18 protein-coding genes and 1 tRNA gene are annotated in these 19,089 nt (G+C 64.1%); 7 read left to right on the plus strand and 12 right to left on the minus strand.

Going from position 1 to position 19,089, the window contains the following annotated elements; all coding sequences use genetic code 11:
• Nucleotides 1-90: 90 nt before the first annotated feature.
• From VRZ08_RS24520 to VRZ08_RS24535, 4 genes are all read right to left on the minus strand, one after another.
• Nucleotides 91-948 carry a MaoC family dehydratase N-terminal domain-containing protein gene (locus VRZ08_RS24520; RefSeq protein WP_414534195.1) on the minus strand — a complete coding sequence of 286 codons (858 nt, stop codon included), beginning with the start codon at nucleotides 946-948 and terminating at the stop codon, nucleotides 91-93.
• A 12-nt stretch (nucleotides 949-960) separates the two neighbouring features.
• Nucleotides 961-2,055, minus strand: coding sequence for a CaiB/BaiF CoA transferase family protein (locus VRZ08_RS24525; protein WP_414534196.1), 1,095 nt, complete (start codon nucleotides 2,053-2,055; stop codon nucleotides 961-963).
• Nucleotides 2,056-2,202: 147 nt separating this feature from the next.
• On the minus strand, nucleotides 2,203-3,375 hold the full coding sequence (locus VRZ08_RS24530; RefSeq protein ID WP_263991092.1) for an acyl-CoA dehydrogenase family protein: 1,173 nt from the start codon (nucleotides 3,373-3,375) through the stop codon (nucleotides 2,203-2,205).
• Nucleotides 3,376-3,409: 34 nt separating this feature from the next.
• The gene (locus tag VRZ08_RS24535; protein WP_414534197.1) at nucleotides 3,410-4,675 is read right to left on the minus strand and encodes a cytochrome P450; all 1,266 of its coding nucleotides are present in this window, start codon (nucleotides 4,673-4,675) and stop codon (nucleotides 3,410-3,412) included.
• 342 nt (nucleotides 4,676-5,017) lie between these two features.
• Here VRZ08_RS24535 and VRZ08_RS24540 point away from each other — a divergent pair, with 342 nt between their 5' ends.
• Both VRZ08_RS24540 and VRZ08_RS24545 read left to right on the plus strand, forming a co-directional pair.
• On the plus strand, nucleotides 5,018-6,190 hold the full coding sequence (locus VRZ08_RS24540) for an isovaleryl-CoA dehydrogenase (RefSeq protein WP_119018066.1): 1,173 nt from the start codon (nucleotides 5,018-5,020) through the stop codon (nucleotides 6,188-6,190).
• Between the two features lie 94 nt (nucleotides 6,191-6,284).
• Nucleotides 6,285-7,079: a class I SAM-dependent methyltransferase gene (locus tag VRZ08_RS24545; RefSeq protein ID WP_414534198.1), complete on the plus strand. Its 795-nt coding sequence runs from the start codon at nucleotides 6,285-6,287 to the stop codon at nucleotides 7,077-7,079.
• On the opposite strand, the gene VRZ08_RS24550 is transcribed toward VRZ08_RS24545, so the two are convergent.
• A complete protein-coding gene (locus VRZ08_RS24550) occupies nucleotides 7,076-7,900 on the minus strand; it encodes a DUF2927 domain-containing protein (RefSeq protein ID WP_246701592.1) in 825 nt (274 codons plus the stop codon). The two genes, VRZ08_RS24545 and VRZ08_RS24550, sit on opposite strands and share 4 nt — an antisense overlap.
• Before the next feature lie 68 nt (nucleotides 7,901-7,968).
• A complete protein-coding gene (locus tag VRZ08_RS24555) occupies nucleotides 7,969-8,550 on the minus strand; it encodes a L,D-transpeptidase (protein WP_107354806.1) in 582 nt (193 codons plus the stop codon).
• Between the two features lie 180 nt (nucleotides 8,551-8,730).
• On the opposite strand from VRZ08_RS24555, the gene VRZ08_RS24560 reads away from it, so the two are divergent.
• Together VRZ08_RS24560 and VRZ08_RS24565 are read left to right on the plus strand one after the other, a co-directional pair.
• Nucleotides 8,731-10,275 carry an acetolactate synthase large subunit gene (locus tag VRZ08_RS24560; protein WP_414534199.1) on the plus strand — a complete coding sequence of 515 codons (1,545 nt, stop codon included), beginning with the start codon at nucleotides 8,731-8,733 and terminating at the stop codon, nucleotides 10,273-10,275.
• A gap of 113 nt (nucleotides 10,276-10,388) precedes the next feature.
• Nucleotides 10,389-10,820, plus strand: coding sequence for a DUF5413 family protein (locus VRZ08_RS24565; protein ID WP_414534200.1), 432 nt, complete (start codon nucleotides 10,389-10,391; stop codon nucleotides 10,818-10,820).
• A gap of 168 nt (nucleotides 10,821-10,988) precedes the next feature.
• Here the strand turns inward: VRZ08_RS24565 and VRZ08_RS24570 are convergent, their stop codons facing one another.
• On the minus strand, nucleotides 10,989-11,309 hold the full coding sequence (locus VRZ08_RS24570) for a hypothetical protein (RefSeq protein ID WP_107354809.1): 321 nt from the start codon (nucleotides 11,307-11,309) through the stop codon (nucleotides 10,989-10,991).
• 1,007 nt (nucleotides 11,310-12,316) lie between these two features.
• Between VRZ08_RS24570 and VRZ08_RS24575 the strand changes: the two genes are divergently transcribed.
• Nucleotides 12,317-12,478, plus strand: a complete 162-nt coding sequence (locus VRZ08_RS24575) for a hypothetical protein (protein WP_414534201.1) — start codon at nucleotides 12,317-12,319, stop codon at nucleotides 12,476-12,478.
• Nucleotides 12,479-12,627: 149 nt separating this feature from the next.
• Here the strand turns inward: VRZ08_RS24575 and VRZ08_RS24580 are convergent, their stop codons facing one another.
• The 4 genes from VRZ08_RS24580 to VRZ08_RS24595 all read right to left on the minus strand — a co-directional run bounded on the left by VRZ08_RS24580 (nucleotide 12,628) and on the right by VRZ08_RS24595 (nucleotide 16,538).
• Entirely contained in the window at nucleotides 12,628-13,611 is a 984-nt protein-coding gene (locus tag VRZ08_RS24580; RefSeq protein ID WP_414534202.1) for a hypothetical protein, read from the minus strand.
• A 596-nt stretch (nucleotides 13,612-14,207) separates the two neighbouring features.
• Nucleotides 14,208-14,282 (minus strand) — tRNA-Val (locus VRZ08_RS24585).
• A gap of 141 nt (nucleotides 14,283-14,423) precedes the next feature.
• Nucleotides 14,424-15,704: a hypothetical protein gene (locus tag VRZ08_RS24590; protein WP_414534203.1), complete on the minus strand. Its 1,281-nt coding sequence runs from the start codon at nucleotides 15,702-15,704 to the stop codon at nucleotides 14,424-14,426.
• Nucleotides 15,705-15,944: 240 nt separating this feature from the next.
• Entirely contained in the window at nucleotides 15,945-16,538 is a 594-nt protein-coding gene (locus VRZ08_RS24595; protein ID WP_414534204.1) for a DUF1134 domain-containing protein, read from the minus strand.
• Between the two features lie 107 nt (nucleotides 16,539-16,645).
• On the opposite strand from VRZ08_RS24595, the gene VRZ08_RS24600 reads away from it, so the two are divergent.
• A complete protein-coding gene (locus VRZ08_RS24600) occupies nucleotides 16,646-17,152 on the plus strand; it encodes a YHS domain-containing (seleno)protein (RefSeq protein ID WP_107354814.1) in 507 nt (168 codons plus the stop codon).
• Nucleotides 17,153-17,160: 8 nt separating this feature from the next.
• On the opposite strand, the gene VRZ08_RS24605 is transcribed toward VRZ08_RS24600, so the two are convergent.
• Nucleotides 17,161-17,988: a 3'(2'),5'-bisphosphate nucleotidase CysQ family protein gene (locus tag VRZ08_RS24605; RefSeq protein WP_414534206.1), complete on the minus strand. Its 828-nt coding sequence runs from the start codon at nucleotides 17,986-17,988 to the stop codon at nucleotides 17,161-17,163.
• A 133-nt stretch (nucleotides 17,989-18,121) separates the two neighbouring features.
• Here VRZ08_RS24605 and chpT point away from each other — a divergent pair, with 133 nt between their 5' ends.
• Nucleotides 18,122-18,778 carry a histidine phosphotransferase ChpT gene (chpT, locus tag VRZ08_RS24610; RefSeq protein ID WP_011157185.1) on the plus strand — a complete coding sequence of 219 codons (657 nt, stop codon included), beginning with the start codon at nucleotides 18,122-18,124 and terminating at the stop codon, nucleotides 18,776-18,778.
• Nucleotides 18,779-19,089 lie beyond the last annotated feature (311 nt).

The following is a 19,089-nucleotide window of genomic DNA, read 5'->3' on the forward strand; positions in this document are numbered from 1 at the left end:
GTGCTCGGGGACCCCCACCCCGGCCTCCGCTTCGCTCGGCCGACCCTCCCCGCAAGGGGGAGGGGTTTCGCGGCCGCCGCGCGACAAATGCTACCAGCTCGCCGTGGCCTTCATGGTCGGCACGCCGTCGGCGTTGGCGGTCCAGAGGTCGAGGCCGGCTGCCGTCTCGTTGGCGTTGACGCTGAAGTCGGCGCCGTCGAACAGCGGCTGCACGCCGCGATAGCTGAAGGTCTTCGGCACGCTGCCTTTGAGTTTGGCGGCGAATTCGACCAGTAGCGCGGCCTGCATCGGGCCGTGCACGATCAGGCCCGGATATCCCTCGACCTTGGTGACGTAGTCGCGGTCGTAGTGGATGCGGTGGCCGTTGAACGTCAGCGCCGAATAGCGGAACAGCAGCACCGGATCGGCGAGGTGGCTCTCGCGATGCTTGGCCGCTGGCGGCGCAGCCGCAGGCTTGGCCGGCGCTGCGGGGGCGGACGAGGGCGGCGGCACGTCGCGATAGACGATGTCCTGGCGGTCGCGGATCGCAACGCCACGCGGCGTAGTGATCTCATGATTGACGGTGACGAAGCACAACGTGCCGGTCGAGCCCTGCTTGATCGTCACGTCGCCGATCGTCGAGGTCCGGGTCACTTCGTCGCCAACCTTGAGCGCATCGACGAACTGCAGTTCGCCGCCGGCCCACATCCGGCGCGGCAGCGGCACCGGCGGCAGGAAGCCGCCGCGGGTCGGGTGGCCGTCGGGGCCGAGCTGGTCCATCGGGTACACCGGCTGCCCGAGGCACCAGTGCACGGTGAAGGGAGCGGCATCGCCGGTCTGCGGCTTGCCGATGTCGAGGAACAACGTCGCGCGCAGTCCCTTCACGAGTTGCGGCGTGACCAGGTCGGTGGCTTGTTCGCTACGGCCGATCCACTGCCGCAGGTGATCGATATCGAGCGCGTCGGTCATGCTGGTCCTCGCTTACTTACGCTTGTCGCCGATGCCCGGCACCGCGCCGTAGTGACGATCCTCGCCGACGACGATCGCCGCCGGCGCCGGATAGCTGACCTTGCCGTTCGGGGTGTCGACTTCGATCCGGCGCAGATGCGGATGGTGCGACAGGTCTTCCATCGCGTTGACTTCGGCGAACGCAATGTCGGCGGCGGCCAGATGTTCGAGCAGATCGTCTCGGGTCAGCGAGCCGAAGATGTCGGCCACGATCTTATCGGTGTAGGCGCGGTTCTTGACCCGCTCGACGCCGTTGCACAGCCGCGGATCGTTCGGCAGGTCAGGTTGGCGCAGCACATCCGAGCACAGCTTCTTCCACTCGCGCTCGCTCTGGATCGAGATCAGGATGTCCTTGCCGTCCTTCGATGTGAACACGCCATAGGGCGCGATCGACGGATGGGCGAGGCCGAGACGCTTGGGCGGATTGCCGGCCTCGGCATTGAGCAAGGGCACGGTCAGCCAGTCGGCCATCACGTCGAACATCGAGATCCGGATGTCGGCACCTTGGCCGGTGCGGCTGCGGCCGATCAGCGCCTCGAGGATTGCCGCGTGCGCCGTGGCACCGGTGGCGACGTCGACGATCGACATGCCGACGCGCGAGGCGCTTTCCGGGCCGCCGGTGATCGAGGCGAGACCGCTTTCGGCCTGGATCAAGAGGTCATAGGCCTTGCGATGGGCGTAGGGGCCCTCGTCGCCGTAGCCCGATATCGTGCAGATGATCAGCTTCGGATAATCCTTGCGCAGCCGCTCGCGCGCGAATCCGAGCTTGTCCATCGAGCCGGGCTTGAGGTTCTGCAGCAGCACGTCGGCCGAGGCGATCAGCTTTTCCAGCTCGGCGCGGCCTTCCTTGGTGGCGAGGTCGACCACCGCGGATTCCTTGCCGCGGTTGAGCCAGACGAAGTAGCTGCTCTGGCCTTTGGCGGCGGCGTCATAGCCGCGGGCGAAATCGCCTTCGGGCCGTTCGATCTTGATGACGTGGGCGCCGGCATCGGCGAGCCGCGAGCTGCAATACGGCGCGGCAACCGCCTGTTCGACGGCGATGACGGTCAGTCCTTCGAGCGGAAGCATCCAATCAATCCTGCAATGGCTACGTCATTGCGAGGAGCGAAGCGACGAAGCAATCCAGGCTCGGTGCACTCGGCTCTGGATTGCTTCGCTTCGCTCGCAATGACGAAGGAGACGGTTCAAGCGAGGCAGCGGTTGCTGCCCGCGCCCTCAGTACGACCGCGGCATCCCGAGCACGTGCTCGGCGAGATGCGACAGGATCAGGTTGGTCGAGATCGGAGCGACCTGATACAGCCGGGTTTCGCGGAACTTGCGCTCGACGTCGTATTCCTCGGCGAAGCCGAAGCCGCCGTGGGTCTGGATGCAGGCGTTGGCCGCCTCGAACGACGCGTCGGCCGCGAGCATCTTGGCCATGTTGGCCTCGGCGCCGCAATCCATGCCGGCTTCGTACTTGCGGGTGGCTTCCTTCACCATCAGCTCGGCCGCGCGCATGTTAGCGTAGGCCTTGGCGATCGGGAACTGGATGCCCTGGTTCTGGCCGATCGGCCGGCCGAACACGGTGCGGTCCTTGGCGTAGGCACTGGCCTTGGCGATGAACCATTTGGCGTCGCCGACGCACTCCGACGCGATCAGGATGCGCTCGGCATTCATGCCGGAGAGGATGTAGCGGAAGCCCTTGCCCTCTTCGCCGATCAGGTTCTCCTTCGGCACTTTCATGTCGGTGAAGAACACTTCGGTGGTGGCGTGGTTCATCATGGTGCGGATCGGGCGGATCTCGAGGCCATGGCCGCGCGCTTCGCGCATGTCGACCAGGAACACCGAGAGGCCCTCGGTCTTCTTGGTCACCTGATCCTTCGGCGTGGTGCGCGCGAGCAGGATCATCAGGTCGGAATACTCCGCCCGGCTGGTCCAGATCTTCTGGCCGTTGACGACGTAGTCGCCGTTGGCATCCTTCTTGGCGAAGGTCTTCAGCGAGGTGGTGTCGGTGCCCGAGGTCGGCTCGGTGACACCGAACGCCTGCAGGCGGAGTTCACCGCTGGCGATCTTCGGCAGCCACTTGGCCTTCTGCTCGTCGCTGCCGTGCCGCAGCAGGGTGCCCATGGTGTACATCTGGGCGTGGCAACCGCCGCCGTTGCAGCCGGCGCGCTGGATCTCTTCCAGGATCGCCGCCGCAGCCGACAGCTTCAGGCCGGCGCCGCCGTATTCCTCGGGGATCAGAACGGAAAGGTAACCGGCCTCCGTCAGGGCGTCGACGAACGCCTTGGGATAGGCCATTTCGCGGTCGAGTTTGCGCCAGTACTCGCCGGGAAACTGCGCACACAGTTTGGCGACGGCGTCGCGGATGTCGTGGTATTCGTCCTGCTCCGCGGCATGGTGTTTCATCGGCTGCGTCTTCTTGTTGGTTTTGGGGGGAAGGTCATGAGACCTGGACCGGCAAGGACTCGTAGCCCTTGACGAAGCTCGAATACACCCGCTTCGGCTCCCCGACAACTTCAATACGCTCGAAACGCTTGAGCATCTCCTCCCATACGATCCTCAGTTGCAATTCGGCCAAGCGCATCCCGACGCACCGATGGATACCGAAACCGAACGACAGGTGGATCCTGGCCCGGGCGCGGTCGATGATAAATTCCTCCGGCCGCTCGATCACCTCGTCGTCGCGGTTGCCTGAAACGTACCACATCACCACGCGGTCGCCCTTGCGGATGGTCTTGCCGCCGAGCTCGGTGTCCTGGAGGGCGGTGCGGCGCATGTGGGCCAGCGGCGTCTGCCAGCGGATCACCTCGGGCACCATGGTGTCGATCAGCTTCGGATTGGCACGCAGCTTTTCGAACTCGTGCGGGTTCTCGTTCAGCGCCAACACCGAGCCCGACATGGTGTTGCGGGTGGTGTCGTTGCCGCCGACGATCAGCAGCAGGATGTTGCCGATCAGGTTGTCGCGGTCCATCGTCCGTGTGGCGTCGTGATGCGCCATCATCGACAGCAAGTCGTTGCGCGGCTCCGAGTTCACCCGCTCGTTCCACATCCGGGCGAAATACGCGGCGCATTCGTTCAGCTCGTCGCGGCGTTGCTGCTCGGATTCGACCACGCCGCTCTTCGGTAGCGCGGTGGCGACGTCGGACCAGCGCGTCAGCTTGCGGCGTTCGTCGAACGGAAAATCGAACAGCGTCGCCAGCATCTGCGTCGTCAGTTCGATCGAGACGCGGTCGACGAAGTTGAAGGTCTCGCCCCGCGGCAGGCCGTCCAGCACTTTCTGGGTCCGGCCGCGGATCAGCACCGCCAGTTCGTCCAGATGCTGCGGCGTGAACATCGGCGACACCGTCTTGCGCTGCGCCGAGTGCCGCGGCTCGTCCATCGCGATGAAGCTCGGCCAATCGTAACCGACCGGCGCGTCGCGGATCGAGATGCCGCCGAGCGTGGAGTCCGACGAGAAGATCTGGTGGTTGGTGTCGACATGCATGATGTCGTTGTACTTGGTGACGCTCCAATACGGCTCGATCGGCGCGTTGGTGCAGTAGTGCACCGGCTCTTCCTTGCGCAGCCGTTCGAACCACGGCCACAGCGTGTCGTCGCGGAAGTGCCGCGGGGCGCCGGGATGGAAGTCCTTCAGCGGGGTCGCATAAGCTTCCTCGCGCGCCGCCCGCAGCCGCGCCGCTTTTCCGGTCTCGATGGTGCCGTGCATCGTCGTCCTCCCTGGCCATGTCATGGACGCTCGCCTCAAAACGGCGGCGGTCGCGGTCGGATTTTCGGTCCCGCCATGGTTTGGTCCGGCGGGTTCGGCCGTCTGATCAGATCGTCAATAGGCGGCAGCGGTAGGGCGTTTTCCGGGAGCCTGACCGGCCGCTCGAACAAATTGATTTGACGGTAGAAAAGCGCTCCGCGCGCGACTTGCGTCGACAAGCTGGAGACCGTGCTGCACCGCCCGACCATTGGAGCCTTCTCAGGCTCCCGGCGCCGTGACATGGTGCGCGCAAACAACACACGGCGACGCTGCAGGCGCCGCCGAGCGGAGCGAGCACCCAGCATGATTCCCAACGCGCAGAGCCTGTTCAACTTCGATCTCGGCGAGACCGCCGACGCGATCCGGGAGACCGTTCGCGACTTCGCCGCTAACGAGATCGCGCCCCGCGCCGAGGCCATCGACAAGACCAATACGTTCCCGCGCGACCTGTGGCCGAAGCTCGGCGCGCTCGGCCTGCACGGCATCACCGTCGAGGAAGACTACGGCGGCGCCGGGCTCGGTTATCTCGAGCACTGCATCGCGATGGAGGAGATCTCCCGCGCTTCGGCCTCGGTTGGCCTGTCCTATGGCGCGCACTCCAACCTCTGCATCAATCAGCTCCGCCGCAACGGCAACGAAGCGCAGAAGCGCAAATATCTGCCGAAGCTGATTTCGGGCGAGCATGTCGGCGCGCTGGCGATGAGCGAGCCGGGCGCCGGGTCCGACGTGGTGTCGATGAAGACCCGCGCCGACAAGAAGGGCGATCGCTTCATCCTCAACGGCAACAAGATGTGGATCACCAACGGCCCGATCGCCGAGACGCTGGTGGTGTACGCCAAGACCGATCCGAACGCCGGGCCGCGCGGCATCACCGCGTTCCTGATCGAGAAGGGCTTCAAGGGTTTCTCGACCGCGCAGAAGCTCGACAAGCTCGGGATGCGCGGCTCCGACACCGGCGAACTGGTGTTCGAGGATTGCGAAGTGCCAGAGGAGAACGTGCTCGGTGAGGTCGGCCGCGGCGTCAACGTGCTGATGAGCGGGCTGGACTACGAGCGCGCGGTGCTGGCCGCCGGCCCGGTCGGCATCATGCAGGCCTGCATGGATGTGGTGTTGCCCTACGTGCACGAGCGCAAGCAGTTCGGCGAGCCGATCGGCACCTTCCAATTGGTGCAGGGCAAGGTCGCCGACATGTACGTGACGATGAACGCCTCGCGCGCTTACGTCTATGCGGTGGCCAAGGCCTGCGACCGCGGCGAGACCACCCGCGAAGACGCCGCCGGCGCGATCCTGTACGCCGCCGAACGCGCCACGCAGTGCGCGCTCGATGCGATCCAGCTGCTCGGAGGCAACGGCTACATCAACGACTATCCGACCGGCCGCCTGCTGCGTGACGCCAAGCTCTACGAAATCGGCGCCGGCACCAGCGAGATCCGCCGCATGCTGATCGGCCGCGAGCTGTTCACCAAGACGGCGTAAGACGTCACGCGTTACAAGGGCGCCATGTTGGCGCCCTTGCTTTGACATCTGTGACCCCTATGGCTCCGCCCTCGCTTGAAATCGGAGGGACAAAATGGACGCCAAGGAGGTCTCCGCGCATTGGGAGAGCAACGCCGAGACGTGGACGATGCTCGCGCGTGCCGGCCATGATCGATATCGCGATGCGCTAAATACGCCGGCTTTCCTCGCGATGCTGCCGCCGGTCGCTGGTCTTAAAGGGCTGGACCTCGGCTGCGGTGAAGGCACCAACACGCGCGTCGTCGCGCGGCTCGGCGCCTCGATGACCGGCCTCGACATCGCCCCAACCTTTCTGCGTCATGCCCGGGACGCCGAACGATGTGATCCGCTTGGCATCGACTATGTGCTGGGAGACGGCCTCACGCTGCCGTTCGCAGGCGGCAGTTTCGATTTTGTGACGGCCTTCATGTCGATGATGGACATGGTCGACCAGGCGGCTGTGCTCCGGGAGGTTGCGCGAATCCTGAAGCCGGGCGGCTTTCTGCAATTCTCCATCCTGCATCCCTGCTTCGTGCCGCCGACACGCCGCAACATCCGCGATGAGCACGGCGTTCCGGTGGCCATCGAACTGGCCGATTACTTCGACGAGAGCGACGGCCGGGTTGAGCGGTGGTTGTTTTCCGGCCTCTCGCCGGAGCAGAACGCCACGCTGACGCCGTTTGCGGTTCCGCGGTTTCACCGCACGCTGTCGACCTGGGTTGCGATGATCGTCGGGGCAGGGCTCAGGATCGAGGCGTTCGGCGAGCCGATGGCCTCGGAGGAGGTCGCTGCAGCCGAACCGATCGTCGCGGACACCCGGGTCGCCCCGATCTTTTTGCACGTGTTGGCGAAGCGCCCGATGACGCCTTAACGCGTCAGCTTGTTCACCTTGGCGACGTAGCTGCGCACGTCGGCGAGGACCTGGGGCAGCACGGCTTTGACCTCGGGCACGGTCATGCCGGGGCGGATCGCCGGGTGGTACAGGATGTTCAACAGGTACTGATCGTAGACGTCGAAATAGCCCTTCTGGACGTCGTCGTTGAACATCGTCCACGGCACCTTGTCGGTGTCGTTGATCGGGCCGAGCGACTGCAGCAGTTCCTCATAGGCGCAGTCGCGGAACACGAAGTCGCCGTTGTCGATGGTGAGGATGACGTCGGAGCGCTCGATCTCGTACCGGTCGTTCTTGCGGAAGCCGGACAGGCACTGCGGATCGAGGCTTTCGCGGATCTCGCGGGCGCGTTCCTCGCCGTAGAACGTCGCGATGGTCTTGCCGAGGTTGCGGTCGCGGACGAGGTGGACGGTGACGTTGGCCTCGTCCGGATTGTCAGTCATCGCGATATCGAGATGCTCGACCCGGCCGGCGATGTCCGAGACGATCCGGGCGAGCTCGGCGCGGCGATGCGCCTGGCCGTCGCCTTCGGCATAGACCCGCACCGGGGCCTCGTATTTGCGAATCCGGTCGACCCGTCCCGCCATGTGGAATTCGGCGCCGAACGCGGTGCGGAAGAAACCGTCGACGATCTGACTGTCGGTGAAGTCGGTCTTCTCGCTGCGCTGGGTGGCGGAGAAGTCGGTCGCCTCGGCGGCGCCGGCCGGGGCCGTCGCGAGGAGCGTGATCGCGGCGGTAACCGCCGCGAGCGCAGGTCTAAGATGCCGGGCGCCGCAGTGCATCACGAAAGGCTGCCGCATTCCGGTCCGGCGCACAACCGGCAATTCGGCCGCAGCCGCCTGTGCACGCGGCCGATCGCCCGGCTGGCTTAGTTTTTCACCACCACCACGGTGCCGACCCGAACCCGGTCGTACAGGTCCTTGACGTCGTCATTGGTCATGCGGAAGCAGCCGGACGACACCGCCTGGCCGATGGTTTCCGGCTCGTTGGAGCCGTGAATCCGGTACAGCGTCGAGCCGAGATACATCGCCCGGGCGCCGAGCGGATTGTCCTCGCCGCCTGCCATGTAGCGCGGCAGGTCGGGGCGGCGGCGCAGCATCTGGGCCGGCGGGGTCCAGCCCGGCCATTCCTTCTTGGCGGTGATGCGGTGGGTGCCCGACCAGCGGAAGCCGTCGCGGCCGACGCCGATGCCGTAGCGTAGCGCGGTGCCGTCGCTCTGGACCAGATACAGCCGGCGCTCGCGGGTGCTGATGACGATCGTGCCCGGGGCATAGTTGCCGTCGAACATCACGGTCTCGCGCGGGATCGGATTGGCGCTCGGGCCGGAGCGATAGAACGGTCCGAATCCCATCACCGAGCGCAGGTCGAGCTCTTGCGCCGAAGCGGCGGTCGGCAGGGCGGTGGCGATCGAGATCAGCGCGAGCGCGCTGGCGGCAAGTCGACGAACCATTCCGAAACCTCGCAATCTTCGTTTCGCTCCGAACTGGCCATAATCGCAGCGATTGCGCAAGCCGGCGGCTGTACGTCGGCGCACGCGTTCGCCGCAGTCCTGCCGCGCGCCGTCCCCCTTTGACGAAGCGATGGAACAATGATTGATCGGGCGCACAAATTGCAAATCGGGAGCGAAACTATGAATGGTGCCGAGAGTCTGGTGCGGACGCTGATCAAGGGCGGCGTCGATGTCTGCTTCACCAACCCTGGCACGTCGGAAATGCACTTCGTCGCCGCGCTCGACCGGGTCGAGGGGATGCGCTGCGTGCTCGGCCTGTTCGAGGGCGTCGTCACCGGTGCCGCCGATGGTTACTATCGGATGAAGGGCACGCCGGCCTCGACGCTGCTGCATCTCGGCCCCGGCCTCGCCAACGGCCTTGCCAACCTGCACAACGCTAAGAAGGCGGCTTCCGGCATCGTCAATATCGTCGGCCAGCACGCCACCTACCACATTGATTACAACGCGCCGCTGACCTCGGACATTGAGGGCCTGGCGCGGCCGATGTCGGCCTGGGTCCGCACCTCGCCGGACGCCAAGTCGGTGGCGCGCGACGGCGCCGCCGCGATCGCCGCCGCCAAGAGCTCGCCGGCGCAGATCGCCACGCTGATCCTGCCGGCCGACACCGCCTGGAATGAAGCCGACGGCGTCGCCGACGTGCCGGAAGACAGCCAGCGCCCGACCTATTCGCCGCAGGCGGTGGAAGCCGCCGCGCGCGTGCTGCGCTCCGGCGAGCCGACCCTGCTGCTGCTGTCCGGCGCTGCGCTCACCGAGCATGGCCTGGCGCTGGCGCAGCGGATCGCCGGCAAGACCGGCTGCAAGGTGATGGGCCAGACCTACAACGCCCGGATGGCGCGCGGGCAGGGGCGCTACTGGATCGAGCGGATTCCGTATGTGGTCGATGCCGCGCTGCCGATCCTCAAGCAGTTCCGCCACATCGTGCTGGTCGAGGCGATGGATCCGGTGGCGTTCTTCGCCTATCCGGACAAGCCGAGCCTGCTGAAGCCGGAAGGCTGCGAGGCGCATCGCGTCACCGAGGTCGGCGAGAATTCGGTCGCGGCGCTGGAAGCGCTGGCCGGTGCGCTCGGCGCCAAGGCGAGCGACGCCGCGCCGCAGAAGCTGGTCGAGATCGCCAAGCCGACCGGCGCGCTGACGCTCGACAACATCGCCCAGGCGATCGCGATGGCGATCCCGGAGAATGGCATCGTGATCGATGAATCGATCACCACCGGCCGCGGCTTCTTCCCGCCGACGGCGGCCGCCGCGCCGCATGACTGGCTGCAGAACCTCGGCGGCTCGATCGGCTTCTCGCCGCCGGTCGCGGTCGGCGCCGCGGTGGCCTGCCCGGATCGCAAGGTGCTGTGCATGGTCGGCGACGGTAGCGCGATGTACACCGTGCAGGCGCTGTGGACCCAGGCCCGCGAGAACCTCGACGTCACCACCGTGGTGTTCGCCAACCGCAAGTATCAGATCCTGCGCGGCGAGTTCGACGGCGTCGGCGCCGGTAAGCCCGGCCAGCGCGCCGAGGACATGCTGACGCTGGACCGGCCGGACCTCGATTGGGTGGCGCTCGCCAAGGGCATGGGTGTCCCGGCCAAGAACGTGTCGACCGCCGATGAGTTCAACGCCGCGCTCGCCGCCGGCCTCTCCAGCGGCGGCCCGAACCTGATCGCGGTGCAGATGTAGCACCGCGGATGGCCCTGCCACCCAGGGCCTTCCCGTTTCGGACAGTTGTCGAACCGGTGGCCGGCAGCGTAGCCTGTCGGCCGCGGCCGGGCATGGCCGCGGGTGGAGCAGGCATGAAGCGCTACGTGATCTTTGCCGCGATCGGTCCGTTGATCGGCGGCTTGCTGCTGTTGTTCGCGACGACCTATCTGTCGGGCTATTGGGCGCACACCCATTTGACCGAGGTGAAGAAGTTCTTCGTCGTGTTGTTCAAGTCGCTGCAATACAGCTACCTGTTCGGCTTGCTGCCGGCGCTGATGATGGCGGCTATCGACGAGATCATCAGCCACATCCGCCGGGTCAGCCCCGGCGGCCGGGTGGTGATCGTCGGCGTGATCGGCTTCCTCGCCACCGCCGTGATGTACGGCAACCGCGGCGCCGATGCCGGCGTGCTGCAATTCGTGCTGTACGGTCTGGTCGGCCTGGTGCCGGCGACGCTGTCGTCGTGGCTGGCCAACAAGTTCTGCGCGCCCGTCACCGCTGAGGCCAAGCAAGCCTCGGCGTGAGTGAGCAGGCTGTCAGCGATCGAACCCCGTAGGATGGGTTGAGCGTAGCGAAACCCATCATACCGTCGGGCAGCTGCGAACGGACGCTTACGATCGGCGCAGCCTAACGAGACGGCCCGCGCCCGCGCCGTCTCGAACGATCCGTGCTGGCGATGGTGTCTTAGCGGCTCAGCGGGCGGCCGCGGCCGCTTCGCCCCAGCCGCTCAGGCTTTCGATCGCGTTGTCCTGCAGGGCGCCTTCGAGCTTGGCCTTCAGCTCGGCATGGCGCGCCCGGACCGCGGCCGCATGGTCGGCGGTCATACCGCTGTCGAAGGCGCGGACCAGCGGGCTCAGGAGCAGAAACTCCTCGGTTTCCTTCTGCGTCAGTCCGGCGATCACGGTGGCGCCGCGGGCGTCCTTGGTCAGCGCCCGGATCTGCTCCAGCCACTGCCGCAGCGAAGTCTCCTGCTCGAGCAACGCGTTGATCTTCTGATCGATGGTATGAGGCATGGACCGCTCCCTTCCCGACGATGGACAAACGCCATCTGCGATCGTCGCTAAACGAGCGTGCAGTGCGGCCGCATTGTGCCGGATCAATTGGTGCGGTGCGATGTTGTACGGCGTTGTGGCGCGGAGGAGGGGAAGTAGGCCGACAACGAGACGATGAGCTCGCGCAGGGGGGCTAGGTAATTGCGCTTGGCGCACGTTTCTGCGCATGCGGTCAGCCGCGGCAGCAGCTCCCCGTCTTCGAGTTCGGTCAATCCGGTACATGCATTTATCAGCTGCGTTCGACCATGATTAGTGTCCTGTCGCAATTGGCTAGATTGCTGCGGTAGGACTGCTTGATTTTTTCTGCAGCAACTAACGACTTCGCCGGCTCGTCGCCGCGCGTGGCGCGCCTCATCAGGGATGCAACAGCCGAAAGGTCTCCCGCACCGCGCGTTCAGCTCTCGCTCGTTGCCCGTGTGCAGCGCGGTTGGAACGATCTGCTCGGCATCGTGAACCGCTGCGGGGAAGCCGGGATCCGCCGCGGCGGATGAGGACGTGATCTTCAGGGCCGTGAATCAATTTCGGTCCGTCCTGTGGCGATCAAGCTCTTCATTGAGATTGTCGGCGATTCCCAATCTGTGAGTCGAATCGGGACGATCATGCAGGTCAATATGGGATAGATCCCAACGTGGTTCGAAAAGTTATTCAATGTCAATCTGCCGGAGATGGAACTTTTCCACACGGTAACCCACGGCAGTGATTTGTCTTTTTCGTCGAGCTGGCGGGGAAAGATGGCGGTTCGCTAGAATCGCCACGGGATAAGTCGGGCTCTGAATCCCATACACTCTTCCCGTCACAACCAGACACTGGTAACCGGGATTCAGGTGGCGCTTGTCGAGGGCGCCACCTGAGCCTGGTAGGAGAGCGACTAAGCTCCCCGTCCGTAGCAAAGCGGGTTGTCCCTTTCCCCAGGTAACATGTCAATCGGTCTTGCGAGGCAATTTCTCGCCACGGGAAAGGTTTGTCCTATGAAGTTGAAGGAAATCGTCGTTCATACGACCTATAAGTTCGACGACGAGGAAGGGGCGAAACGCGAATCTCGGTTGTCCGCATTCCTGTCGAAGAACTGGAAGCAGCTGGTTGCCGCGGCTTTTTCGTTTGTGAAATGGAAGTGGCCTACCGGGTCGTGACCGGATCTCCTTCCACGTCACTAGAAACCTTGTTGGCACAGTCGATTGAGACGTCTGTACCTTCCTTCACAATGAAACTTGTATGACGCCCGTGTGCCGCAAGAATCCGTGTCAGGTCATTAGGTGATTGTGAAGCTGTCCCGCTATTTCTAGTCATCTGGACCAATAATATCATCTTCTTGTTCCGGGTCATATTGTTGCCCGGGGTCCGGCGTCGGAGATTTTTCACGGAATACGATTAGCTTCTTGCGCTCCACAGGAAGAGAGCTGGGAATAATGGCTACTTGCGTCTCCATGGCTTCTGTGTAGACGCCATTTTCGAACAACGTCTCAACGCTGCTTAATATGGTCCGTCGAAGCGTCTCAGCCTCTTCAGCGCTCAAAGAATCGTTGTCCTGTGCAGCTTTGAGTTTCTGGAGTGCATCAATGCTGTCGCAGGCTACCTTAATGTTCATCGATGTCTTCAATGCCTTCGCGTTACTAATGCGCTGCCAGCACTCCAGCAGGGTCTCGGAAACCACCTTAATTCCTTTTGCTAGGCCGATTACGTCAAATTCCTTGTCGCTCCCGGAATCAAGTGAGCCGACGATCAAGCTTTCTTCCGAACTCAAATTGTAAGTTCGTAGAAGGGCATCGTAGAGAGATTCGACAGCCTTCAAGGTTGCTACGAAGTGCTTTAGAGATAACGTTGGAACGTCTGGCTCACGTACAAAGAAGCGTAGCCTTGCTGATACAATCTTCTCGTCTAAACCGTGCTGATTTGCCGACACAAACACTTGAGCGTCGGAATTTCGTTCGAAGAGAGATTCAAGGGACGGAAAGTAGTCCGTTATAAGCATTGCTCCGAATCTGGTCGCGGAAATGTCTTGTGGGCCTTCCTTCTTCTCGACCAGCCTTTGCCAGAATTCGGCGGAAGTAATAGGGGTCACCTTCATGGCGTCCATTATCTTCCTTTCGGCTGGACCGAATGAAGAGTAACTTGTCATAAAGTGGGCGTAAGCTTGGAAGGCTCGTGCTGCGGCGCCTTCCTTCGGGCCGCTTCTCATAAAGAAAAAGATCGTGTTGGCGATCTTCGCCTCTTCGAGGGCGTGTCTAACGTTTCTTAGGGCGGCAATGATTTCGTCTCTTCGCATAAATAGACTCCCGAAAAGTAAGTTGTTCTTTTAGGGTTTCACTCTCAATGATTGCAAGAAATATGTAAGTGCATTGTGTAAACATGGATAGGGTCTTTGGGCGCTCTTCGCTATCGATTAGCGTTTCCTATTGCCTACCATGTCCAAACTGTCTTTCGCTTCCACAAGATTGAGGCCGATTGCCTCTCCGGTCTTAGTGACCGCAATTCGCAATTTACCGTCTTCAATCATTAGGACATGTCATTGCTAGTATTCGAGCTGCTTGGCGAGTTGGTCTGGTTCATGGTTGCACTGTTAGTGAATGATCGACCGCAGCGCCTCAGGTGCAGCTGATCGAATCAACTTTGACACTGCTCGCCTGTTTGCCGGCGGGTGGTGAAATATGCACACAGACGAATATTTCCCCGCACGGTCTCTCATCGCAGGAACGATTGCAGCGTAGCGATGTCGGGATCGTCAGCCCCATCACAGCCGTCGTTCCTCGGTCGAGCCGAATAGATTTGTGGGAGAAGGCGCAAAGACGGGTTCGCAGCCGTCAAATCTGCCGATATCGCAGAGGCGGCAAACGAAGACCGCAGAGTTGTTGGGACATTAGATGGTGGGCGCACAAGGGATCGAACCTTGGACCTCTCCCGTGTGAAGGGAACGCTCTCCCGCTGAGCTATGCGCCCGGGACCGGTTGGGAACAGGGGCCGCGAAGCGGCCGGTCGAACCACCGTAGAGGCGCGATTTACGAAGTGCGGGGCGGGGGTGTCAAGCGGCAACACCCGGCTTTGGCAGATTTGCCCAGATCGTCGCAGGGGCGGCGCGGTTCAGCCGGTCTGGCGCGCGCGCGAGGCGTGGGATTGCAGCGCGCGGATGCGGTCGGCGAGCGTGCCGCCGGCCACCACCGGCGTGACGCCGGCGCTCTTGGTACCGTTGGCGGCTTTGGTGCCCTTCGCGGGCTTGGCCGGCGCCGGCGCGGTGAGCATCGCCTGGATCGGCGAATCCGGACCTTCCAGCGTGATCGCCAGCTTGGCGACCTCGGCGGCGATGTCGTTGATCCGCTCGCGCAGCAGCGCGTTCTCCATCCGCTCGGTTTCCCAGGAGCTTTCCGCCTGCTGCTTCAGCGCCACCAGCTCGCGCTGCGCCTTGGCGCGTTCGTCGCGGGCCTGGGTGAGCTGGTCTTCGAGCGCGGCCTTGTCCTTGCGGAGGCGGGCGAGGTCCGGCGACTTGTTGCTGGTGGCATCGAGCTCGTTACGCAGCTCGCCGACGGTGCGCAGCGCTGCCTCGTTGGCAGCGCGGAGCTGATTGTTCTCGAATTCGCGCTCGGCCAGCAGCTTGCTCTGGGCGGCGAGGCGCTCTTCCAGCTCGTGGACGCGGCCGCCGAGCAGCTCGGCTTCCTTGACCTGCAGCAGCAATTGCCGGTCGAGCTCGCCGACGCGCAGGCTCAGCGCCTCGACGCGGCCGCGGGCCTCATCCAGCTCGCGCGTGGTGGAAGCGGATTCGCCGCGCTGCGCTTCGAGCCGGCTGCGGGTGGCGGCAAACTCTTTCTCGGCTTCGCCGACCCGCGCCTGCAGCTCCTCGATCTTGGTGTGCAGCGCCACCAGTTCGACCTGCCGGGTGTCGGCCAGGGTGGAGCGCTCGTTGAGCTCGGCGTTAATGCGGGCGAGCTCGGCCTGCTTCTCGGCCAGTGCACTCTCGGCGCTGCGCAGCTCCTCGGTCTTGGCGGCGAAGTCCTGCTCGGTGGTGCGAAGCTGCTCCTGCACCGCCTTTTCGCGCGCCTCTAGCGTCTCGATCGCGGCGTTCTTCTCGGCGAGTTCGAGCTTGAGGCGATTGATCGCGTCGGTCTTCTTGCCGATCTCGGCGAACTGGCTGGTGGTCTTGTTCTTGAGCTGGTCGACGCTCATCTCCAGCCGCCGCGCCGACATCGCAAATTCAGCCCGGAGCTGGTCCTTGTCGGCCTGAATCTCCGCCATCGATAGCGGCGTCGCCGCTTCAAGCCGCTTCGTCGTCAGCCGCACGGCGCGATTATGCACCAGCGGTGCCAGCATCAGCGCGAGCAGCATCGCGACCAGAAAGCCGATCGCCAGATACATGATCTGTTCGACCATCGATGTCTCCCACACGCGCTTTGGCAAGGCGCGCGCGTTCCGCGGAGCTTGGCGCGGAGCGCGTCGGCGCGAATTCGGACGATGAACCGTTGATGGCGCGGGCGAACGTCGCCGTCCAGCCGCAAATCCATTTGCAGCACAATGCCATAAGCCGGCGCCTTCGCGCCAGTGCATTGCGGCGTTAACGTGAATCGGTAGCCGGTTACGCGCTCTGGCTGTAGGCCGCGCAAGCGGCCTGGATCAGAACGGATTCCAGGTCGCCGAGGGGGTGAACTTGAGGTAGCCGATATTGGCGCCGAGCCGCAGGCCGATGCCGGACTGGATCGGCACCAGCACGATGCCGTTGGCAGTCAACGCGGTCATGCCGAAGCCTCCGACCACATAGGCCGAGCCGTCGATGCCGCCGAACCGCTGATAGATCGCGTTGGTGGAGGGCAGGTTGTACACCAGCGTCATGGTGCGGGCGCCGTTGCCGCCCCAGTCGAAGCCGACCGAAGGCCCCTGCCAGTACACTTTCAGGTCGCCGGCGTTCTTGGTGTAGAGCGTGCCTTCGCCGTAGCGCAGGCCGGCCACGAACGCGCCCGAGCCTTCCTCGCCGAGCACATAGCCGTTGGGCAGGCCCCACTGGCTGACCGCGCGCTCGATCACCGAGGCGAGGCCGCGCGAGACGTTGCCGAAGAAGCGGTGGCCGGCGCCGACCAGCTCGTCCGGCCCGTAGGTGTTCGGGCCGGCGGGGGACTTCGGTGGCAATGGCTGTTGCTGCGCCACAGCCGGCACATTCAGGGCCGCCAGCGCAACAAAGGACAGCGCGGCGCGACGCGTCACGAAGCTCATGCAATTCACCCCTGGGTCTTCAAATCCCTTGCGCCGCTTTAACCGGATGCTGACGGGCATCCTGTAGCGACGTTTGTCCCCGACTCGGAACGTTATCGGCAGCAACTATGACGGCACAGCGGCAGGAACGGAACCGGATGCGCCTTCGAATCGCCTTGATCGGACTGCTCGGCCTCGTTGCCGTCTGCAGTTCTGTGCCCACGATCGTGCACGCCGGCACGACCGAGCGCCTCGTGGTCGATCGCACCACCGGTCTTGCGATCGATGGCTTCGATCCGGTGGCGTATTTCACCGATCATCAGGCGCGGCAAGGCCAATCCGAGTTCGAGGCCTCCGCAAAGGGCGCGGTCTGGCGGTTCTGCAACGACGACAATCGCAAGTTCTTTCTCGCCCGGCCGGATATCTACGGCCCGCAGTTCGGCGGCTACGATCCGGTCGCGGTGGCGCGCGGCGTGCCGCTGGCCGGCAACGCGCTGATCTGGCTGATCAGCGGCCAGCGGCTGTATCTGTTCGACCGCGAGGAAAATCGCGACGCCTTCGCGGCTAGTCCGGAGCGCTATCTCCACGACGCCCGCGAGCGCTGGCCGGGACTGTTGGCGACGCTCGCCGAATAGCTTCAACGTTAGCTGCCGTTGCGATCGCCCCAGGCGATGAACTCCGGCACGATGAAGTTTGGCCGCGGTTTGTCGAACCGCAGCGGGGCGCCGGTGCGGTCGGTCACCTTGCCGCCCGCGGCGATCACCAGCGCGGCGCCGGCCGCGATGTCCCATTCACAGATCGATGCGAGCCGCGGGTAGATGTCGGCCTCGCCCTCGGCGATCCGGCAGAATTTCAGCGACGATCCCAGCGTCGCGTGCACGGCGCCGGGGCGGGCGTCGATGAAAGCGACGGTGGCAGGATCGAGATGCGACCGGCTGACAGTGGCGATCCACGGCTCGCCCGGCTGCGGCAGCGGCCGGGTCTGGATCGCGCTGGCAGTGAAGCTGATCCCGTCAGCCGCGACCGTCAGCCGTTCGGCGCCATGGCCGACCGCGCCGCGCCACGCCAGCCCCAGAGCCGGCGCGCCGACGATGCCGAGCACCGGCAGGCCGTTGCACACCAGCGCCAGGTTGACGGTGAATTCGGCGCGGCCGGCGATGTACTCCTTAGTGCCGTCGAGCGGATCGACCACGAAGAAACTGCCCGATGTCGGTCGCCCGTTGCTGCAGCACTCTTCCGACAGCACCGGGACGTGCGGCGCGATCTTCGCCAGTCCCTCGGCGATCACCTGGTCGGCGGCGAGATCAGCAGGCGTCACCGGCGAGCCGTCAGGCTTCTGGGTGACCTTGGCGTCGCGCGGGATCGCCATGATCGCCGCCCCGGCGCGCAGCACCAGCTCGGTGAGCGGCTCGAGCAGAGTTGCGGCGTGCGCGGAGGAAACGACGGCGGGCTGGTCGAACGCGGCAGTCATCAAGCTGTGTCATCCTCCGTCGGTGGTCCTGTTCGTGCCGGACCGTTGTGTTGGCACTGCCTGCGGCCGCAGTGTATCAAGCCATTAACCAAGGCTGATTCGTCTTGCGAGCGGTTTTCCGAGGAACAGACTGATGTCCGACACCCAATCTCCCGCTGTGCAGGCTCCCGCACCCGACGCGCTGGAGCTCGCGGCGCTGCTGTGTTCGCGGGTGTGCCACGATCTCATCAGCCCGGTCGGCGCGATCGTCAATGGCCTGGAAGTGCTCGACGACAGCTCCAAACAGGAAGACCGCGATTTCGCGCTCGAATTGATTCGAAAGAGCGCCAAAACCGCATCGGCCCGGCTGCAGTTCTGCCGGCTGGCGTTCGGTGCGGCCGGCTCGGCCGGAGCGCAGATCGATCTCGGCGACGCGCAGAACATGGCGCGCGGTCACCTCGAAGACGACAAGACCAAGCTGACGTGGAATCTGCCGCGGCTGCTGCTCGCCAAGAACCGCGTCAAGCTGCTGCTCAACATGCTGGTGATTGCTCAGCAGACGATTCCGCGCGGTGGTACGTTGACGATCGACCCGATCGGAGAAGGCGACAATTTGTCCTTCCGCATCGTTGCAGCCGGTATCAACGCCCGCACGCCGCACAACATCGTCGATCTGCTCAACGGGACGCAGAGCGGCCCGATCGAGTCGCATGGCGTGCAGCCGTACTACACGCGGCTGCTCGCGCAGGCCTGCGGATTGACCGTGTCACTTGCGCCGGAAGGCGACACCATGGTGGTAACTGCGTCCTGAGGGGCGCAGTGTTATAGTGAAGATTGTATTGACGACGAGCCTCGGGATCGTACGAAGGCCCTAACTATTTGAACTTCCGCCGCATCGTCCCGCGGCACGCAACCAATATTAAACGCTTTCCGCACACAGTGGCCGCGTTAGTCGGGCATTGGCGACGGTCGCGTGCCCGCGTGCAGTGAAGGCCACGCGTATGGACGATCTTCTTCGTGAGTTTTTGACGGAGACCTTCGAGAGCCTGGACACGGTTGACAACCAGTTGGTCCGGTTTGAGCAGGAGCCGAACAACGCGAAGATATTGGACAATATTTTTC

It is taken from the genome of Rhodopseudomonas sp. G2_2311, assembly GCF_047501505.1.
GTDB lineage: Bacteria > Pseudomonadota > Alphaproteobacteria > Rhizobiales > Xanthobacteraceae > Rhodopseudomonas > Rhodopseudomonas palustris_H.